The following is a 17366-nucleotide window of genomic DNA, read 5'->3' as shown; positions in this document are numbered from 1 at the left end:
GTGGCTGATGATAAAATAATACGTGAAGTATATGAAGTTTTAGAATCCAGAAGAGACAATCCGATTGATTCATACACTTCAAACATCATGCAAGATAGCGATAAAAAGGCTGAAGATAAAATTCTTGAAAAAATAGCTGAAGAAGCTGGAGAAGTTCTGCTTGCAGCTAAAAATGATGAAAATCTCGTATATGAATCCGTAGATTTGATATTTCACACCTTATTGATCTTGGTTTACAAAGGTATTGAAATCGAAGAAATCTTTGATGAATTCGCAAAAAGAAGAAAATAATTTAATTGAGGAACAATATGTTTGATACATTCTCAGAAATGAAATTTTTGCTAAAGCAACTGGTTAAAAGGGATTTAACTTCAAAATATAAGGACTCTGTCCTAGGTATCCTTTGGAGCTTTTTGAACCCCCTTTTGATTATGCTAGTTTTTACAGCAATCTTTTCAATGTTATTCGGTAGAGCTATTGAAAATTATCCTGTTTACTTCCTTTCCGGAAGATTAATCTTCGATTTTTATAATAATGCTACAAAAGGAGCAATGAGGTCACTTAAAAGCAATGCATATATCCTGAAAAAGATTTATGTTCCAAAATATATGTTCTCCATAAGTGCCGTTTGCTATGAATTTGTAAACTTTTTGATTTCATTTGTAATCTTATTTGGAGTGATGCTAATTACAGGTGCCCAATTCCACCTTACACTCATATATGCAATCATACCTATAGCATTATTATTTATATTGATATTCGGAGCAGGATTGATTCTAGCAGTCTGTAACACTTATTTCTCAGATATCGGATACTTATACAACGTATTCACATTGATTTTAATGTATTCTTCTGCATTATTTTATCCGATGGAAATTGTGCCTGCACAGGTTCAGATGATATTCACATTAAATCCAGTGTATTCTGCAATTTCCTGTTTTAGGGAATGTGTTATGTATGGAGTTCCGCCAACAGCAGGCACATTGTATTACTTAGCCGCATTTGCATTTACAGTATTTGGAGTAGGAATTTTGTTATTTAACATATACGATAAAAAATTATCGTTAGAAATATAAGTGGGTAATATTATGAAAATAATTGATAGACTTTTAATATTTTTTGGAAAAAAAGAAGTGCCAGTGTTGCCTGCCGAAGACGATAATGAAATTGCAATCGAAGTGAAAGATTTAGTAATGGAATTCAAAGTTACGAAAGATAAGATTGATACACTGAAAGAATATGTTATTAGAACCATTAAAAGAAACAAAAAGGAAAAACGAAAAATCAGGGTTCTTGACGGCATTTCATTTAAGGTTTATAAAGGCGAAAGAATGGGTATCCTCGGATTCAACGGGGCGGGAAAAAGTACGCTGCTAAGAATTATTGCAGGAATTTATGAACCTACCGAAGGGTCCATTACACTCAACGGAAAAATTGCACCATTGCTTGAACTCAGCGCGGGGTTCGATAAAAACTACACAGGAAAAAACAATGTGTTTTTGAATGGCGCATTTTTAAGTATGGATGAGAAATTCATCAATGAAAAATATGATGAAATAGTCGAATTTTCCGAACTTGGAGAATTTATCAACTATCCTGTTAAAAATTACTCTAGCGGTATGAAATCAAAATTAGGATTTTCAATAGCTACTGTAGTGAATCCAGACATTTTAATTATTGATGAAATCCTATCTGTGGGAGACATTAAATTTAAAAAGAAAAGTTCCAAAAAACTCAAGCAGATGATGAAGGATGGTACTACAGTTCTTTTCGTTTCACATTCACTTAGAGACATAAAAGAAATTTGTGACAGATGTATCTGGATTGAAAATGGAAAGATAATGATGGAAGGAGAAACCAAAAAAGTCGTTGACGCTTACGTTGAACACAGTGAAAATAAATAAAAAAGGTTTTATTATGGATAAACGAGTTATTGGAATTATAATTATATTAATAATCGGGATTGGATGCATGTATTTTGCTGCATCAAACTCCAATAATGTAGGAAGTGCAATTACAACTTTTAGTAAAACAATTGTAACACTGCCAAACGGTTTTTCAGTTGGAGAAACAAATGAACAGACTGCAGAACTATACAATAAAAACACTCCTGAAAGAATAAACATTAGTGATTTGGGAAAAAATGATTCTTCGTTAAAAGCGTTTGAAGATGATTTGAACTCATTAAGCAAAGATTCGAATGTGAATGAAATAACTAACTCTACAAGGACAGTGAACAATATAAATGTTTACACCATTACTTATAAAACCAATGATGAAACCAAGTACAGTTCCTTTGTTTATACGTCCAACCATACCTACTGCATAAACATGACCGGATTTGACAATGCAGATAAAGTTAATAACGATTTGGATTTGATAATTAAAACAATACAACCAGATTACAAACAAGGAAAAGATTAAAGGGGAATGAAGTTGAATGAGTTTAAATTTTCAATCATATTGCCCACACATAATTCCGCAGCAGGTATTAGAAATACAATTGAATCACTAATTAATCAGACACTTGATTTTAAAGAAAACATTGAAGTAATCATTGTAGATACCAACAGTATTGACAATACTGAAAAGATATGTAGTCAGTATCTTGACAAATATCCCGAAAACATTAAATTTTTACAAAACACCACTCCAATAGCTAAAAACATAGGGCTTGAAAATATTAACGGAGAGTATGTTGGCTTTTTAGAAAATAATGATTATCTTTCAAAAAATACGTTGCAAAATGTCTTAAAATTTATTAAAAATAATCCCACTACCGATTTAATAACAATACCAATATATTATTATAAAAATGGTAGAAAAGAAAGATATTTGGACCATAAAATTAAAGACAGCAAGAATTATGACCTTATAAAAGAGCCAGAACCCGTGCAACTGTTGAATCCTGCAATATATTTTAAAAGAGAATCAATTGCTGGATATTTTAAAAACAATTACAATGAGTATACTTCATTCATAAGTGAAATTTTATTGAACAATCCTCATTTGGGAGTTTGTAAAGATGGAAGTTACTATATGGAAAATATCGAAGAAAAAATGCTTCCTACAGAGGATTTCACCTTTAACTCCAAAGAATACAATCGATTCATCGAAGAAAATTTAAATAGCCTAATTGAAAAAAGTGAAAAGAAATTATCCTGCATTCCAAAGTTCATGCAGTATATCCTATTAAATCAAATTAAATGGGTATCATCAATTAAAAAATCAAAAGAAGATATAGACTTATCTGAACTCAAAAAAATAACACAATACATTGATGACGATATACTCCTAAACAATATTTTAATTGAAAATGACTATAAGATATTTCTATTATTGCTGAAATACGATGAGTTAAACAATGAGGCAATGGAAAAATTAAATCTAAACACAGTATTTATTGATATTTACGATATAATAAATAACAAATTAAACATTCTGGGCAATATCTCCAATATCTCAAAACGAGAGATTGAACTTTTAGTCAATGGTGAAAAAATACCTATAAAAAAAATCAGATTTCCTCAAAACGATCTGTACAGTCTCGGACATAGGTATGTTGAGAACTATTCCTTTAAAGCGGAAATACCACTATCCACTAATGAAACATATCAAATAGAATTCAAACATGGTAATTGCAAACTAAACATTGATTTTTCAAGGCCATGCAATTTTTCAAAAAGTGTGGGATATGCCAAAAGCAAACATTATCTCAGTGTTTATGAAAATGATAAAATAATTATAAAAAAGAAAACTGGACTAAATTGGATTCTGCAAGAGCTAAAATCTGAAATCAACATGATTAAAAATCATGAAAGCGGTTTTGAAAAGGCACTTCCATTTAGAATAGCTTACATGATTGGATATCCATTTTTAAAAAATAAAAGAATATGGTTTTATATGGACCGCCCAGATGAATCCGATGACAATGGCATACATCTTTTTAAATATTCGCAGAAAAAAGATGATGGAGTGAGAAGATATTTCATATTGGACTCAAACAACAGGGATTATAATGAAATTAAAAAGATTGGTAAGGTCCTGCCTTACAAATCACTTCGCCACAGATTTCTGGGAATGTTTGTTGAAAACATAATCACATCACATCCAGACAATGGAATAATCTATCCGTTTTGGGGTGGTTATCCATTTTTTGCAGGACTTTTAAAATCAAATACCCTATTTCTGCAGCATGGAGTTCTTAAAGACAACATTTCATCCTGGCTAAATAAATCAACCACCAATTTATCTTTCTTTTTAGTCAGTTCTACAAAAGAATATGAATCAATCTTTAAATATCATTACAACTATGAAGAGAACGTCATTCAATTGAAAGGTCTGCCTAGATATGATAATCTAAAAAATATTGAAAACAAAAAACAGGTTATTATTATGCCTTCCTGGAGAAGGGATCTTACCGGAAAGTCAAATGAATATATTCTAGAAACTGAATATTTCAAAAGGTTCAACTCATTAATCAATAATGAAAAACTAATCGAAAAAGCGAAAGAATATGGTTACGAGATTATATTTAGGCCACACCCTAACGTTTATAATTTTATAGGACTATATGATAAAAACGATTATGTGACAATTGATTATGAAAAGACAAAATTTCAAACATTATTCAACAATGGATCCATAATGATTACTGATTATTCTTCAGTGTCTTTTGATTTTGGATATCTGCACAAACCAGTGATTTATTATCAATATGGCAATGACTATCACTTTGACATTAAGGAAAGCTACTTTAATTATGATACAATGGGTTTTGGAGAAGTCTGCAAGGATGAAGATGAACTGGTAGATATAATAATCGAATATCTGGAAAATGATTGTGTGGCCAAAGAGAAATATTCAAAAAGAATTGATGACTTTTTTGTATTTACAGATAAAAACAACTGCAAAAGAGTTCATGAAGCGATAAAAAAAGTTCCTTTAAAGGATTAATTCCATATTGCTCATGCCCCTTTCAAAACTTCCTATTTTTAATCTCTTTTTGTTGAATACATTAAATCCTATTTTTTCATAAAGCGCCTTTGCACCATCATTTCTGAAATCAGCATCTAAGATTACACGTTTATAATTTTTAGATTTGGCATAATCAATAGCGTCGAATAAAACCTTTCTTCCCAAACCTTGACCCCTTAAACTCTCATCAATGGCAATTTCTGCAACATAGAAATCACCTTTTTCAATGTCGCACAATACAAAATGATCCAAAATATCTACGATTAACAGTCTAATTGATTTGAAATAGAATTTATGTGATGTTTTGGAAGTATATATTATCAATATCCCGATTATATTCCCATCATCATCCAAAACAACCTTGAAATATTCATCTGTTTTTCCTTTCCTCAAATCCTTTTCTATTGTTTTAACTGCATTCTGCGGTTTTTTAAAAAGCATGTCAAAAGTTCTAAAATCAACATCATAAACCAATTTTGCCACTTTTGAAACATCATGGATTTTCGGATTGAAAGTTTCATAATTCATGTTGATCACTATTAACAATTGTAAGTGCAAATACTCCCGCCCCGAATCCATTATCAATATTTACAACTGCAATTCCAGGAGCGCATGACTGAAGCATTGCATCCAACGCAACTCTTCCACCTTCACCTACGCCATATCCAACCGAAGTAGGCACTCCTATTACAGGAACATCAACAAGACCTGCAACAACTGAAGGAAGAGCACCTTCCATTCCCGCACAGACAATAAATGCTCGAACGCCCTCCTTTACCATATGTGCAATCTGTGGAAACAACCTGTGGATTCCTGCAACACCAATGTCATAAGAGGTTATGGCATCACAACCTCCTTCCTCAACGATGACCCTTGCCTCTTCGGCAATGTTGATATCAGAAGTTCCGGCAGTTATTATCCCAATTTTTGCAATTGGATCTTTTTTAATAATCTCTTTTCTTATAATTAAAATCTGGGCCCTTTTATTATAGTCAAATATGTATGAATTTTGTCCCAAATCATCCAAAATTTTTTCATACCTCTCATAGGACAATTTGGTTATTATCAAGTCTTCATCGCTATTATTAAGATATTTTTTAATGATTAAAATCAAGTCTTCATAATCCTTGCTTGGTGAAAAGACCGCTTCAGGAAACCCTGTACGTTCATTTCTTTTAATATCAAATCTAACAATCTCATCAAACTCCAGAATATTATCTGCCCTTATGAGATTTTCGGCTTCATCAACATTAAGCTCCCCACTTACCAATTTTTCAAGAATATCTTTCATAGTATTAATTAGGATAAAATTTTATATAAAATTTAACTTAAATAATATATTTATGAAAGCCCAAAAGATTTTGACACAAGGAATAGTTCAGGGTGTGGGATTTAGGCCATATGTCTACAGGCTTGCAACCGAACTAAATCTTAAAGGATATGTTAGAAACCTTGGAAATGTAGTCGAAATCATAATTGAAGGCGAAAATACTGATTTGTTTATTGAAAGACTGCCTCGCGAACTGCCACCAATCGCCAAAATAAATTCCATGAATGTGGAAGGAATTGAGGTTAAAGATTATTCCAGTTTTGAGATTATCGAAAGCGGAGATTCCTACTCTGGAATCAGCGTAATTCCACCAGATATCGCAATCTGCGATAAATGTCTTGATGAGATAAGAAATCCCCAAGACAGACGATACAAATATCCATTCAATGCATGTACAGATTGCGGACCTAGATTTACTGTGATTGAAAGTGTTCCCTATGACAGAATAAGAACCTCAATGGATGAATTTCCGTTATGTGATGACTGTATGGTTGAATATAAGCAGCCACTTAACAGAAGATATCACGGGGAAGCCATCTGTTGCGGAGAGTGCGGACCCCAAATGGCATTTTATGATGGATTAAACAAAATCGATAGCGAAAATTCAATCAAGTTAGGTGCAGATGCCTTAAAAGATGGCAAAATTCTTGCGATTAAGGGAATTGGCGGGACACACTTGGCAGTTGATGCATATAATGATGATGCAATAAAAGAATTAAGAAAAAGGTTGAACCGTCCAAATCAGGCATTTGCAGTAATGAGCAAGGATTTAAAATCCGTTCAAAATTATGCGCAACTGTCAGAAAGGGAAATTGATACAATAACCTCAAACAAAAGGCCTATTGTTATCTTAAAGAAAAACGACAATTATCCATTCCCTGAATCACTGTCACCGGGACTTCACAATATCGGAGTTATGCTCCCATACTCTCCAATGCATTATTTGCTTTTTGATGAAGGGGATATCGATACTTATGTCATGACCTCTGCAAATATTCCCGGCGAACCTATGATGATTCAAAACGAGGAAATCATTACAGGAGTCAATGATTACTCTCTAGTTCATAATCGTAAAATCCTAAATAGATGTGACGATTCTGTAATCAGGTTTAGAAACAACGAATTATCATTTATCAGGCGTTCTAGAGGTTATACACCTGAACCGTATAAGATCAACTATGAAACAAATGACCTGAATGTTCTGGCAGTGGGGCCTGAACTTGACGTTACATTTTCAATTGCCAAGGATGACATCGTATATCCATCACAGCATATCGGAAATACTAATAAACCCAAAACATTGGAATTTCTAAAAACAGCCATTGAAAATATGGAAAGAATTACCAAAATCAATGAATTCGATGTTATTGCATGTGATATGCATCCCCACTTTTTTACAACACGATTGGCATATGAACTGGCCGAAAAATATGGTGCTGACGTTTTGCCTGTACAACACCACCATGCACATTCAGTTAGCCTGGCCAACGACAGTGCAATTGATGAGATGATTGTAATTGCAGCTGATGGAGTTGGATTTGGAAGTGATGGGACAAGCTGGGGAGGAGAAATCCTATATACTGATATTAAAAGCTTTGAAAGAATGGCTCACTTGGAAAGCCAACTTATGCCTGGCGGAGATATGGCAACCAAATATCCTGCAAGAATGCTTGCAAGCATCCTGAAAGATGAAGATTTGATTAAAAACTACTCAAATCATTTCAAATATGGTGAAACGGAAATCAAAAACATATTCAAACAATTGGAATCAGGAATTAATGTTGGAAAAACAACAAGTACCGGAAGAGTTCTTGATTCAATTGCCGTTGCTTTAGATATATGTGATGAAAGAACATATGAAGGAGAATGTTCAATGAAACTTGAATCCTGCGCATATTACTCAACAAGCGATTTAAATATACCCTATATTATCGAAGGCAATACCCTAAATACAACAGAGATATTAAGGGAAGTTGTAAGACTATACAAAAATGGAGAAAAGAAAGCCGATATTGCACGTGCAGGCCAAACTGCTGTTGCCCAAGGATTGTCAGAACTTGCTGTCCAATCAGCAGACAAGAAGAAAATTAGAGAAATTGGAGCAACAGGCGGCGTATTCTACAACGAAGCCATTACCGACACCGTTAAAAATTATATTGAAAACAACGGCTATAATTTCATACAACACAAAAACACCTGTGCCGGAGACGGATCGGTGTCTCTTGGACAGGCAATTATTTCTAAAAAAAAGTAAAAAGAATTGTTTGAATTTCACAAACAATCAAATTAATGGCCACAACGCGAAGTTATCGATTTTTCAAGGTCCTCTCAAGTATATATTCAGCTCTTTCTTTAAGATTACCATATAATCTAATCTGATTTTTCAGCTCGTCGATTGCTTCAAGTTGCCCATCATCTATCCTTCTTTCGATATCCAAAAGTTTAGACCATTCATCGCCTGAAGGAAGTTGTAATGTATTGAGCATATCTTCTGAGAGATTTACATCAAAAGTGTTTCTGTTGATAGTAATATGGATATTAACTTCGTTTTGCAAATCATAATATTTACGCGGACGGCCCCTTAAGATTTTTTTATAGGAAGAGTTCAGAATACCTATTTCTTCCATTGCACGCAAGTGCTCTATTATTGCCTTTTGACCTATGTCAAGCTCATTTGATATCTCACTGACAAACATAGGTTCCTCTCTTAAAAGGTTTATAATATCTCTTCTAGTTTTACAACCCATTACATCAAGTATATCTTCTTTATCAATCTCTCCTAATGAGTCATTATAGTTTCCCCTAATTTCTATGCGGCCATTAGAAGAATTGACATTTCCATGATATTTATCATTTTTTCCAATGTCGTTACTATTAGTCATAATTATCATTATATCGGATGGCATATTTAAAGTATTGTATTTTTATTACACATTGTAAGAAAAAAGTACCAAAATATCGAAACCTTTATATAACTTTTTGTTACTATAATATAGTAGGAGAAAGATAACTTTTTGTTACTTTAATATTTGGTTCAGAAAAACTTGAAGTAATAACTCTTAAATGATGAACCATTTTCCTATATGTCCATAAATTCCCAAAGCCAATATTAAAGTACTTAAAGCAAACTATTCTCTGCCAAGAGTTATTACCATAGTTTTTCAAAAAATGCACAAAGGGTGGCACTATGACTGATGAAAATAAAAGCGAAACTGAAGCTGAAACTCAAGATTATCAGGAAAAATATGATGAACTTCTTGAAGAGTTAACCTTAAAAGATGAAGAGTTGACAAAACTTAAAGAAGATCTTGAAAAGCAGGAAGCTGAAACTCAGGAATATATTTCATTATCCCAAAGACTTCAGGCAGATTTCGAAAATTTCAAGAAAGTTACCGATAAACAGAATAAGGAAATTATCAAATTTGCAAATGAAAATATCCTTAAAGAGTTTTTAGACTGCTATGAGGATTTCGGTAGAGCTTTGGAAATTGAAGATGATAAAGATTTAAAACAAGGAGTAGAACTCATCTATAATAAATTTAAAGATATTTTGACTAAAGAAGGTATAGAAGAAATTCCTGCAAAAGGCGAAAAATTCGATTTTACACGTCATGAAGCATTAATGACACAAGAATCAGAAGACGTTGAAAACGGATATATTATTGATGAATTAATGAAAGGATACATGTATAAGGATAAAGTCCTTAAATACTCCAAAGTTATAGTTTGTAAAAAATAATCATGTTTATTAAATTATTTATAAAAAAATAGGTGATAATTATGTCTGACGCTAAAAAAGAAAAAATTATTGGAATTGATTTAGGAACAAGTAACTCAGCAGCATCCGTGCTTGTAGGAGGTAAACCAACTACAATTCCTTCTGCAGAAGGTGCAAGCCAATACGGTAAATCCTTCCCAAGTTATGTTGCTTTTACTGAAGACGGTCAAATGTTAGTTGGAGAACCTGCAAGAAGACAAGCAGTAACCAACCCGGAAAATACAATCAGTGCTATTAAAAGAAGCATGGGTACCGACCACAAGGTAACCGTAAACGGCAAACAATATTCCCCACAAGAAATTTCCGCATTTATCTTGCAAAAAATCAAAAAGGATGCAGAAACTTTCTTAGGCGAACCTGTTGAAAAAGCAGTTATTACCGTACCTGCTTACTTCGACGACAACCAAAGGACCGCAACCAAAGATGCGGGAACCATTGCAGGACTTGATGTTGTAAGACTCGTTAACGAACCAACTGCTGCAAGCCTTGCATACGGTCTTGACAAAGCTGATGAAGATGACATGAACATCATGGTATACGATTTAGGTGGAGGTACCTTAGACGTAACCATCATGGAATTCGGTGGAGGAGTATTCGAAGTAAGATCAACCAGCGGAGATACCCAACTTGGTGGTACCGACATGGACAATGTATTGCTCAAATACTTAGCTGATGAATTTAAAGCAAAAGAAGGCGTTGACCTAATGGATAATGACCAAGCAGTGCAAAGATTAAGAGAAGCTGCTGAAAAAGCAAAAATCGAATTATCCACTACCACAACCACTGAAGTAAACTTGCCATTTATTGCAATGGGAAGCGATGGAACCCCTAAAAACTTAATCATGACACTTACCAGAGCCAAATTAGAAGAGTTAGTTGATTCCATTGTGGAAAAATCAGGTAAACCAATGCAACAAGCATTAGATGATGCTAAAATGAGCAGAAATGATATTGATAAAATCATCTTAGTCGGCGGACCTACCAGAATGCCAATTGTACAAAAATACGTTGAAAAATTCATAGGCAAACCAATTGAAAGAGGTATTGATCCAATGGAATGTGTATCCATGGGTGCAGCTATTCAAGGAGGGGTATTGGCTGGTGAAATTAAAGACATTGTTCTTTTAGATGTAACCCCATTATCCTTAGGTATTGAGACCTTAGGTGGAGTATCCACTACTTTAATTGAAAGAAACACTACCATTCCTACCAAGAAAAGTCAAATATTTTCCACTGCTGCAGATAACCAACCTTCCGTGGACATCAATGTATTGCAAGGGGAAAGAAAAATGGCTGCTGACAACACTTCACTTGGACGTTTCCAACTTGTAGGAATCCCACCTGCTCCTAGAGGCGTTCCACAAATTGAAGTGACTTTCGATATCGATGCGAACGGTATTATCAATGTAACTGCTAAAGATAAAGGAACCGGTAAAGAACAAGCTATTACCATTACTTCCTCAACCAAATTGTCCGATGAAGAAATCGAACAAAAAATCAAAGAAGCAGAAATGAATGCTGAAGCAGATGCAAAAAGACAAGAAGAAATCGAAATCAGAAACAACGCAGACTCATTAATTTACACTTCAGAAAAAACCTTAGATGAACTCAAAGATCAAGTATCTGAAGATGAGAAAACTAAAGTCGAAGGACTTGTAGCTGAATTAAGAGAACTTATAGCTGGCGATGACGTTGCTGCCATTAAAGAAAAGTCTGATGAATTATCCAATGTAGTTCAAGAGATTGGTGCTAAAATTTATCAACAAGCACAAGCTGAGGCTCAAGCTCAACAAGCACAAGGCCAAGATCCAAATGCTGGTGCTAAAGACGATGATGATGACACAATCGATGCAGACTATGAAGTAAAAGATTAGATTAAATAAAAAAGTTTTATTAAATTGTTAGGTTAATATAATAAAATCAGAAATCAGAATCAAAACAATAAACTAACAATAAGATAAAACTTTTATTTTTTCTATTTGTTTTTAAAATTATCATTATTAAGGTGAATAAATGGCAGACAAGCGTGATTATTATGAAGTTCTTGGAGTAGATAAAACTGCAGATGAAAAGACTATTAAAAAAGCTTATCGTAAATTGGCCAGAAAATACCATCCAGACGTTTGTGATGAAGAAGGCGCTGAAGAAAAATTTAAAGAGGTAAGTGAAGCTTATGCTGTCTTATCCGATGATGAAAAGCGTCAAAGATATGACCAATTCGGTCATGCGGGAATGGATGGATTTACTGCTGAGGACTTCTATCAAAACGTCAACTTTGAAGATATTTTCCAAGGCTTCGATATAGGAAACATTTTTGATATGTTCGGCTTTGGCGGAGGAAGTCGCAGCAGAGGCAGAACTGGTCCGCAAAGAGGTTCAGACATTTACACAGAAGTTCCGATTACTCTTGAAGAAGCATTTACCGGATGCGATAAAGAAATCAAAATCACAAGAAGCGAAATTTGTCCAACATGTAATGGGTCCAAATCCAAACCGGGAGTGGAACCCGAAACCTGTAAAACATGTGGAGGAACAGGACAAATTAAAGAAGTCAGCAATACATTCTTAGGCCAAATGGTGAATGTAAGGCCATGTAGGGAATGTGGAGGTACCGGTAAAATAATTACCCAACCGTGCGAAGATTGTCATGGTAAAGGAAGCAAAAGGAAAACCAAGACAATTAAAATTGAAATTCCGGAGGGTGTCGATGAGGGCAACCATTTAAGGGTTTCAGGTGAAGGAAACTGTGGTGAAGCACCGGGACTCGAAGGAGACTTAATTGTTACAGTCCATATCAAACGTAACAAAAAATACGCTCGTGAAGGAGATCACTTATACTACGAACAGCAAATCAGTTTCCCTCAAGCCGCATTAGGTGATTTGATAAGCATTCCAACAATTGAAGGAAAAGAAGTTGAATTTAAGATTACACCAGGAACACAAAGCGGAACTGTATACAAATTGCGCGGCCAAGGTATGACTTCATATAGGCATTCCAGCAGAGGAAACATGTATGTTACAGTAACAGTAGTAGTTCCTAAAAAGTTAAATTCCAAACAAAAAGACTTGCTTAAAGAATTCGCTGAAGTGAGCGGAGATGAAATTAAACATGTTGAAAAAGGACTCTTTGATAGGGTTAAAGATGCAATGAAATAGATTGGCTTTTGCCAATTTATTTTTTCCACCCCACTAATTATTAAATTAAACATCACCATATCTTGTTACTTACTGTTTTTTTAATTTTTAAAATTACATTATGATACGATATTTTGAAAATGATATTCCCTCAAAATAATTGAATATAAGCTTCATTAAATACATAGTAAATTAAATCAGTTGAAAAATAAATGTAAGGAAAATTAATAATAATTAATAGATATTTTAAAAATTATCATTATTATTGGTTCATTATATATGAAATACTAAAAGTTTGATTAAAATTAGTTTTTACAGGAAAAATATCAGATAATTTGAAATTAATTAAAAAAATAAAAAAAGTTAGGAGATTATAAATCTCCTACTGAATCAAATTTTACAACAGTTATGCTTGTGACTGATTTAGCGTATTTGGTGTTTCCTGCATAGGAAGTATCAACAGAATAAGTATTAGCGTCTAAATCTACAATTGAAAGTTTAGCTTGACCATTCTTATCTGTTTTTATAGTAGTTTTAACACCATCTACTTTGATTGCAACGCTTGCACCTTTAATGAATGCACCGGTTGCAGTGTTGGTTAATGTAGCCACAATTTCGCCTGTTTCCTTGTCATAGACTGTGGAAAGAGTTGTTGTTGTTTTGTTTTCAACAGCGTTTATGCTGGTTGTTGATTTGAGATATTTACTGTTTCCTCCATAGGAGAATGCCGCATGGTATTCAGTTATATCTGCATCATCAACTGCAAATATTGCCTGACCGTTCTTATCGGTTTTGACATTGGTTTTTGCACCGTTTAAATACATAACAACAGTTGCGCCTCTAATTCCTGCGCCGGTTTCTGTGTTGATTAAAGTTGCAATAAACTCATTACTTTCATCATCGAAGATGGCTGAAATACTTGTTGACATTTTATTTACAACAATAGAGAACTCTTCGCTTGAAGGGTTATAGAATTCGTCACCTTCACATGAAACAGCAGCAGTGTAAGTGCCTGGAGCTAAACCGGAAACGGTAACTGTAGCCTGACCATTGTCATCAGTTGTAGCATTGTAACTTTCACCATTAATGTTGAATGTAATGTCTGCACCAGCAATAGGCTGAACAGTGTCAACATCCATTAATGTAGCAACAACTTCAGCGTCACCACCGTATTCGACAAATAGATCTTCAACAAGAATAACAGCATTCAATTTAACAACCATATCCACAGTTGTAGTGGAACGAGTATACTTAGCGTTACCATTGTATGAGACTGTAGCAGTGTAATTGCCTAGAGCCAAATCTGCAGTAGACAATTTAGCTTGACCTTTAGCATCAGATTTAACAGTGTATTTCACACCATCAATATTAAATCTTACAGTACCACTTTTAATAGGCTGACCGGTAGCATTGTTAATCAAAGTAGCAACTAACTCTTTAGCAGAATCATCATAAACAGCAGAGACAACAGTGCCTGCTTTAACAACTACATCTGCAGTTGCATTGGAAGGCATGTAATCCGCAGCACCATAATAACTAATAGTAGCAGGATAAGTGCCAGGAGCTAAATCCTTACAATCGAATTTAACTTGACCATTATCATCAGTAGTGTTAGTAAATGATTCGCCATTAATTTCAATCTCAACTTCAGCCTGTCCAATTCCATTACCATCATAACCTTCCAAAATAGCAGTAACGTAATCATTAGTGTTATCAATAATGGTAGTTTCAACAGTTATGACAGTCATTATTGGAGTGTTATTATAAACGGTTGCATCTCCAGTTGATAAAACTGATTCATCACCAGTAAGAGGAGTGTAAGAATATAAGTAATTGTCATGGACAGTACCTGTAACATTTCCAATGTCAACAGTGTATTCAGTATCAGTCACAACAAAATTATTTGTAATAGTAATCTCGTCAATATCTTTTACAACAATAGCCGCATTGTTAACAACATCTCCGTTACTTGCAACAGATATATTATTGTTGTTTACGGTAATTTCACCAGTTTCAACAAGATTAATGCCTAAACCAGTAGAATAAATACTATTGTTCTCAATTAAGGAAGTTCCTTTAACTGAAATTGCCATTGAGTTTCTAGGAGTTAAAGAGTCACCAGTAGGAACAGTACCAACATTAGAACCATAAACACTAATATCATTACCGGAAATAACACCTTCAGTATTTCTAATACTTGCAACAATACCATAAGTGTAATTACCCATAACCTTAATTGTGCTGTCTACAACATAAACATCAGCTTCAACTACTTCCATAGCACAAGCAAGATAAGCATTAGCATCTATAGTATTATTAATATAATTAATACCGGTAATCTTACCCATGTATTGGAAAGAATAAGTACCATAAGCAGAATCAGGAGCTTCAACACTAATTACGTTACCGATAACATTACCAGTAGTAGAAGGACCTTCAACATTAATACCATTAGCATAATGACTATCCGCAGTAGCATTAATTGTATTGTCACTTATAGTGAAATCATTAGCAGTAACTGTAATTGCATAAATATAATTGTGACCTGCAGCATTAATAGTGTTATTATCAATGAAAATATTAGCAGATTGAATCTCACCGCCACTATAAGCATCACTTCTTACAGCAATAGCATAAATAGTATCATAGCCATAAGCAGTAGTGAAATTATTATATCTTAAGTCAACACGGTTATCAACAAATTCAACACCATCAACATAATAGAAAACAATACCTTCAGACATAACAGTAGCCTCATAAGTATCAGGGTCATAAACAACATCGACAGAAGGAATATAAATATCAAAAGCATTGCCCTCAAAAGTAATATCCTTAGCAGGAACTACCTTATCATCATCACCTTCAATGCGAACAGCATTGTTAACAGCAGTACCATCAGTATTACCATTAAAAGTAACTGTGTTATCAGTGAAAGTCAAATCATCAACAGCCTTAGCATAAATAGCATAACTATCTAAAGCAGGATTATTAGCCTCAATAACAATAGTATTACCATCAATAACAGATCCGCCTTCTTCAACAAAGTTAAGACCAATATTAGTTGAATAAACACCATTATCCACAATTGAAACTTTACCTTTAACTGTAATGCCCATAGAATTAGCAGGCATTAAAGAATCACCAGTAGGATCAGTACCAACATTAGAACCTAAAACAGTAATCTGATTATTAATGATTTCCCCTTCTTCATAAATACTTGCTACAATACCATAAGTATAGTTACCAAAAGCAAAAATATTGTTACCAATAACAGAAGGAGCTTTCTCCATTAACTCCATACCAGCACTGGCATAACCTTCAACAGTGATAGTATTGTTACTGTAAGTAATAGAATCAACAGGACCTGCCCAAGATCCATCAGAATAAACACCATAAGCATCAATAGCATCAACATCAATCTCATTAAGATCTACAACACCATTGAAAGAAGGAGCCAAAATGTCAATACCATGAGCAAGATAATTCTCAGAATCAACAGTAATAGTATTGCCACTAACTGTAAAGTTATCAGCAGCTACACTAACACCATAAACACAATCAGGACCCTCAATAGTAATGATATTATCAGCAATCACAACATCTTTAGACATGATAGGATAGAACATCTCATCATTATCATCAAAATCATAAACATACGCATTACTTTTAACACTCACAGCATACAATGAATCATAACCATACTTAGTAATGACATCATTATAACCAACAGTCACACGGTTATCAACAAACCTAAGACCATCAACATAATAGAAAACAATACCCTCAGACAAAGTAGTAGCCTCATAAGTAATAGGATCATAAGCAACATCAACAGAAGGAATACTAATATCAAAAGTATTGCCCTCAAAAGTAATATCCTTAATAGGAGCTATCTTATTATCACTGTCATCATCATCACCTTCGATACGAACAGCATTGTTAACAGCAGTACCATTAGTATTGCCAATAAAAGCAACTTCGTTATCAGTGAAAGTCAAATTATCGGCAGCTTTAGCATAAATAGCATAACTATCTAAAGCAGGATTATTAGCCTCAACAGTAATAGTATTACCATTAATAACAGATCCGCCTTCTTCGACAAAGTTAAGACCAATATTAGTAGAATAAACACCATTATTCTCAATT

General features: G+C 33.9%; 13 protein-coding genes. 9 read left to right on the top strand and 4 right to left on the bottom strand.

Features of this window, described 5'->3' with window-relative positions:
• Genes hisE through IJI93_RS08215 form a run of 5 tightly spaced genes read left to right on the top strand, consistent with a single transcriptional unit; the run spans position 1 to position 4956 of the window.
• Entirely contained in the window at positions 1-291 is a 291-nt protein-coding gene (hisE, locus tag IJI93_RS08235) for a phosphoribosyl-ATP diphosphatase (RefSeq protein WP_292822057.1), read from the top strand.
• Positions 292-308: 17 nt separating this feature from the next.
• A complete protein-coding gene (locus tag IJI93_RS08230) occupies positions 309-1076 on the top strand; it encodes an ABC transporter permease (RefSeq protein WP_292822055.1) in 768 nt (255 codons plus the stop codon).
• Between the two features lie 12 nt (positions 1077-1088).
• Positions 1089-1904, top strand: coding sequence for an ABC transporter ATP-binding protein (locus IJI93_RS08225; protein ID WP_292822053.1), 816 nt, complete (start codon positions 1089-1091; stop codon positions 1902-1904).
• A 13-nt stretch (positions 1905-1917) separates the two neighbouring features.
• Positions 1918-2424 carry a hypothetical protein gene (locus tag IJI93_RS08220; protein WP_292822051.1) on the top strand — a complete coding sequence of 169 codons (507 nt, stop codon included), beginning with the start codon at positions 1918-1920 and terminating at the stop codon, positions 2422-2424.
• Between the two features lie 12 nt (positions 2425-2436).
• Positions 2437-4956 (top strand): CDP-glycerol:glycerophosphate glycerophosphotransferase, encoded by a 2520-nt coding sequence (locus tag IJI93_RS08215; RefSeq protein ID WP_292822049.1) that lies wholly within the window; start codon positions 2437-2439, stop codon positions 4954-4956.
• On the opposite strand, the gene IJI93_RS08210 is transcribed toward IJI93_RS08215, so the two are convergent.
• Positions 4945-5505 carry a GNAT family N-acetyltransferase gene (locus IJI93_RS08210; protein ID WP_292822047.1) on the bottom strand — a complete coding sequence of 187 codons (561 nt, stop codon included), beginning with the start codon at positions 5503-5505 and terminating at the stop codon, positions 4945-4947. The two genes, IJI93_RS08215 and IJI93_RS08210, sit on opposite strands and share 12 nt — an antisense overlap.
• Positions 5495-6268 carry a nickel pincer cofactor biosynthesis protein LarB gene (larB, locus tag IJI93_RS08205; RefSeq protein ID WP_292822045.1) on the bottom strand — a complete coding sequence of 258 codons (774 nt, stop codon included), beginning with the start codon at positions 6266-6268 and terminating at the stop codon, positions 5495-5497. Before larB ends, IJI93_RS08210 begins: the two co-directional genes overlap by 11 nt.
• Positions 6269-6320: 52 nt before the next feature.
• On the opposite strand from larB, the gene hypF reads away from it, so the two are divergent.
• On the top strand, positions 6321-8561 hold the full coding sequence (gene hypF / locus IJI93_RS08200; protein WP_292822043.1) for a carbamoyltransferase HypF: 2241 nt from the start codon (positions 6321-6323) through the stop codon (positions 8559-8561).
• Between the two features lie 52 nt (positions 8562-8613).
• Here the strand turns inward: hypF and IJI93_RS08195 are convergent, their stop codons facing one another.
• Entirely contained in the window at positions 8614-9189 is a 576-nt protein-coding gene (locus IJI93_RS08195) for an ArsR family transcriptional regulator (RefSeq protein WP_292822041.1), read from the bottom strand.
• A 305-nt stretch (positions 9190-9494) separates the two neighbouring features.
• Between IJI93_RS08195 and grpE the strand changes: the two genes are divergently transcribed.
• The 3 genes from grpE to dnaJ all read left to right on the top strand — a co-directional run bounded on the left by grpE (position 9495) and on the right by dnaJ (position 13241).
• Positions 9495-10046, top strand: coding sequence for a nucleotide exchange factor GrpE (gene grpE / locus IJI93_RS08190; RefSeq protein WP_292822039.1), 552 nt, complete (start codon positions 9495-9497; stop codon positions 10044-10046).
• Between the two features lie 41 nt (positions 10047-10087).
• A complete protein-coding gene (dnaK, locus tag IJI93_RS08185; RefSeq protein WP_292822037.1) occupies positions 10088-11959 on the top strand; it encodes a molecular chaperone DnaK in 1872 nt (623 codons plus the stop codon).
• A 139-nt stretch (positions 11960-12098) separates the two neighbouring features.
• Positions 12099-13241, top strand: a complete 1143-nt coding sequence (gene dnaJ / locus IJI93_RS08180) for a molecular chaperone DnaJ (RefSeq protein WP_292822035.1) — start codon at positions 12099-12101, stop codon at positions 13239-13241.
• 350 nt (positions 13242-13591) lie between these two features.
• Here the strand turns inward: dnaJ and IJI93_RS08175 are convergent.
• The coding region (locus tag IJI93_RS08175) for an Ig-like domain repeat protein (protein WP_292822033.1) at positions 13592-17366 on the bottom strand (3775 nt) is incomplete at its 5' end.

The organism is Methanobrevibacter sp., from assembly GCF_017431965.1.
Lineage (GTDB): Archaea > Methanobacteriota > Methanobacteria > Methanobacteriales > Methanobacteriaceae > Methanocatella.
The sequence above is the reverse complement of the archived record's forward strand: the minus strand, read 5'-3'. Positions and strand labels throughout refer to the sequence as shown.

What these genes read in the sequence shown, in the direction of transcription:
- IJI93_RS08230 (WP_292822055.1), top strand. Translation starts at nt 309, where the DNA reads ATGTTTGATACATTCTCAGAAATGAAATTTTTGCTAAAGCAACTGGTT.
- IJI93_RS08225 (WP_292822053.1), top strand. Translation starts at nt 1,089, where the DNA reads ATGAAAATAATTGATAGACTTTTAATATTTTTTGGAAAAAAAGAAGTG.
- IJI93_RS08220 (WP_292822051.1), top strand. Translation starts at nt 1,918, where the DNA reads ATGGATAAACGAGTTATTGGAATTATAATTATATTAATAATCGGGATT.
- IJI93_RS08210 (WP_292822047.1), bottom strand. Translation starts at nt 5,505, where the DNA reads ATGAATTATGAAACTTTCAATCCGAAAATCCATGATGTTTCAAAAGTG.
- larB (WP_292822045.1), bottom strand. Translation starts at nt 6,268, where the DNA reads ATGAAAGATATTCTTGAAAAATTGGTAAGTGGGGAGCTTAATGTTGAT.
- hypF (WP_292822043.1), top strand. Translation starts at nt 6,321, where the DNA reads ATGAAAGCCCAAAAGATTTTGACACAAGGAATAGTTCAGGGTGTGGGA.
- IJI93_RS08195 (WP_292822041.1), bottom strand. Translation starts at nt 9,189, where the DNA reads ATGACTAATAGTAACGACATTGGAAAAAATGATAAATATCATGGAAAT.
- grpE (WP_292822039.1), top strand. Translation starts at nt 9,495, where the DNA reads ATGACTGATGAAAATAAAAGCGAAACTGAAGCTGAAACTCAAGATTAT.
- dnaK (WP_292822037.1), top strand. Translation starts at nt 10,088, where the DNA reads ATGTCTGACGCTAAAAAAGAAAAAATTATTGGAATTGATTTAGGAACA.
- dnaJ (WP_292822035.1), top strand. Translation starts at nt 12,099, where the DNA reads ATGGCAGACAAGCGTGATTATTATGAAGTTCTTGGAGTAGATAAAACT.